We start from the raw sequence: 2,627 nt of genomic DNA, 5'->3' as shown, positions 1-2,627 counted from the left end.
AGGCGTTTCTTCCCAAAAGGGATGGAACTTGGCAAGTTGCCGAAAAGTCAGATTGGCGATGCGGTGTTTCGTATTAATGCCCGGCCAAGCAAAATGTTAAATTTTTGGAGTCCGCTGGAGTTTTTAGCGGGCAGGCGTGTGTCGCTTATGTTGGCAATCGAAGCTTTACCTGATTCTCAGGTAAGAAGGCTTACCACTAATGAATCTGTAGTTATACGCTTTATCAACTGCTCAATACTTTGAACGATCCGATTCAAGCCTGAAAAACAAACTACAGGATAGACGCCTTATGCCTGGAACTATCTGTATAAAGGGCAACCAGGGAGAACTGTGTAAACTCCTGGTCAGTAGACAGGAACTCCTTACACCAAAAACTTAGATCTGCAGAGACGTCGCCCAAAGAAACCTTCCCTTCGCCATCTTGAGCCACAAGCTCTGTAAAGTGACAGCGAACAATCGTCTTAGAGTCATTTGCACGTTGATCATCGGTTACCGAGATCGTAATCGTAGCCGTTATTGGCTCCCAGCTAATCAGAAAGAATAAAGACACATCATTGATGTTATCGTTGAGCTTGGCTATCGCCAGCTGTAAGGTCTCGGCAAGATCTCGATAGACATCATCACTTGAAATGGCAGAACTTTGTGTTTGGTGCAACTCATAGTCTGCAACACGACCAGCTGCCAAGCCAATCGGACTTGCCGATTGCTCTAATTCCCAGGCCAATTCCATAACGTCCCCAAATCAAAAATAGATAACGGGGTATTTTACGGGAAATACTATCGTTACACACCTGGGTCAAAGTAACCACTACCGAGAGTATATTTTTTAACCCACAATAGTGGAACTCTTGGCTTACGGCACCATAGCTCTGGCACCGGGAAACCTTATCTAAGCTAGACCACCGCTCAAGTTGGCCTATGGGAACAATCAATCGATTAAAGTAGCCGTTACTTGGCGTTGGGACGTGAAGTAACACGCATTGTAATGTCTGCATGGAAAACCTCCTCACCATGCGCATTATAAACACCCACCGACATTACAACATCACCCGCCTCTAAAGACTCATAGCCTGGGTATTCACAAACTGCTCGAAGGTCAGTTTTTGCCATCTTCAAGTACTTAACTTCCATACCTACGGGTATCCAGCGCAACCTGCGATCTAGGGATACATCCAGGCAAACACCACCAGCAAGCTCCGCTGCGTTGCACATAGCAATTGCATGTACAGTACCTATATGGTTAGTCACACTCCAGCGCTTGCCTAAGCAAACTTCAACTCGCCCAGGAGCCACCTCTGTAAAACGGGGCTTAATGGACCTGAAATACGGTGCCTTGAAAGCAACGACTTTAGATACCGCCCAACGCCCAAAGACAGAGCCACCAAACCTCTTCCACAAATGTAGCACAGGGCTTTTCGAAGATTGATAGTCCATATTACCTCATTATCTTGACCAATCACGAGCAAACACCACTAAGGTTGCTCGCTTTTTCGCGCAACTATACATCATTCAGTCAGCACTCGAGTTAGTCAGAACTATCAGCTTCATTGACCAGGAACTCATCCACACATTGTCAGATGAAGACACTCCAGTCGCCGCATAAATGTAAAGCTGCTCCAAACAACCCAGATCGTGGACTAGCACCTATACACTATTAGATATCGCAATTAGTGTAAGAATAAGCTAAAACCGAAGCATGGCATCAGTATTTACTAAGCTGGGTACGTCATGCATATTAATTTTAAAAATTTAAACTGGTGGTGGTGTTAACAATGAAATCACTCAACGATCAAGCTTGTCGACCTCGCATACCGGAGTAATGTTTTTCTGACATCAAAAAAAAGTTCTCAATTCGCCCCATATCTCAGGATACGCCTAACACACGACTACTAAAAATAAGATTTCAATCTGTGAATTCACACAGGTGAAATACTGCCTGACACCTCCATCACCAGCGTTCAATTAGCTGAAAACAAACAGATCAACTTATCAAAAACATAACACACTGTAGTGGTCTAATACTTCCGGACACTTCGCCAAAATGGTAAAACTACCAAGCGAGGTGATGTATGACAACAAAAGGTACACGCCGGCAATTCAAGCCGGAGTTCAAGAAAGACGCCGTAGCCCTGATCTCTGAGCAAGGGTATTCGATTTCTAAGGCCGCAGAGGCTGTAGGAACCACTGCCAGCAACCTGCGACGCTAACTAAACGAGCTGAAGCTGGAAGAGAGCGGAGAAAGGCTGGATACCGGCAAGCGTGCTGAATTAGATCGGTTGCGACGTGAAATCAAGCTATTGTGGATGGAGAGAGAAATCCTAAAAAAGGCCAGTGCCTTCTTTACGAAAGAAATGAAGTAAAGTACAACTTTTTTAAAGAGCAGCATAGCAGCTTTCCAGTTAGGGCGCTCTGCCGAGTAATGCAGGTAAATAAGAGTAGCTATTACGAGTGGTGTCGCCGTAGTGACAGCTCAATAGATGGCCAGACATGGAAACTATGCTATCGTTTGAAGGCCTTATTTTCAGAATCTCGACAGAGCCTCGGAAGCCGCCGGTTAATGTAACTGTTACGTAACAACACTTCGGACAGTTTCATGCAGCTATAGCCCCATAGTCACTGTACCGCTC

The 2,627-nt window shown here is 45.2% G+C and carries 3 protein-coding genes and 1 pseudogene; 2 read left to right on the top strand and 2 right to left on the bottom strand.

All coding sequences use genetic code 11. From position 1 onward, the window contains the following. A pseudogene (locus tag MO867_RS21510) lies at positions 1–243 on the top strand (hypothetical protein); the annotation flags it as partial. Between the two features lie 28 nt (positions 244–271). On the opposite strand, the gene MO867_RS21505 reads toward MO867_RS21510, so the two are convergent. Beyond that, the gene (locus MO867_RS21505; protein ID WP_252472961.1) at positions 272–730 is read right to left on the bottom strand and encodes a hypothetical protein; all 459 of its coding nucleotides are present in this window, start codon (positions 728–730) and stop codon (positions 272–274) included. A 218-nt stretch (positions 731–948) separates the two neighbouring features. Further along, positions 949–1,434 carry a hotdog fold domain-containing protein gene (locus MO867_RS21500; protein ID WP_252472958.1) on the bottom strand — a complete coding sequence of 162 codons (486 nt, stop codon included), beginning with the start codon at positions 1,432–1,434 and terminating at the stop codon, positions 949–951. A gap of 635 nt (positions 1,435–2,069) precedes the next feature. On the opposite strand from MO867_RS21500, the gene MO867_RS21495 reads away from it, so the two are divergent. Continuing rightward, the gene (locus MO867_RS21495; RefSeq protein ID WP_252472956.1) at positions 2,070–2,207 is read left to right on the top strand and encodes a transposase; all 138 of its coding nucleotides are present in this window, start codon (positions 2,070–2,072) and stop codon (positions 2,205–2,207) included. The last annotated feature ends 420 nt before the right edge of the window (positions 2,208–2,627 follow it).

The organism is Microbulbifer okhotskensis, from assembly GCF_023895975.1.
In the GTDB taxonomy this organism is placed as follows: domain Bacteria; phylum Pseudomonadota; class Gammaproteobacteria; order Pseudomonadales; family Cellvibrionaceae; genus Microbulbifer; species Microbulbifer okhotskensis.
This window is presented reverse-complemented; position numbering and strand designations above follow the sequence as displayed.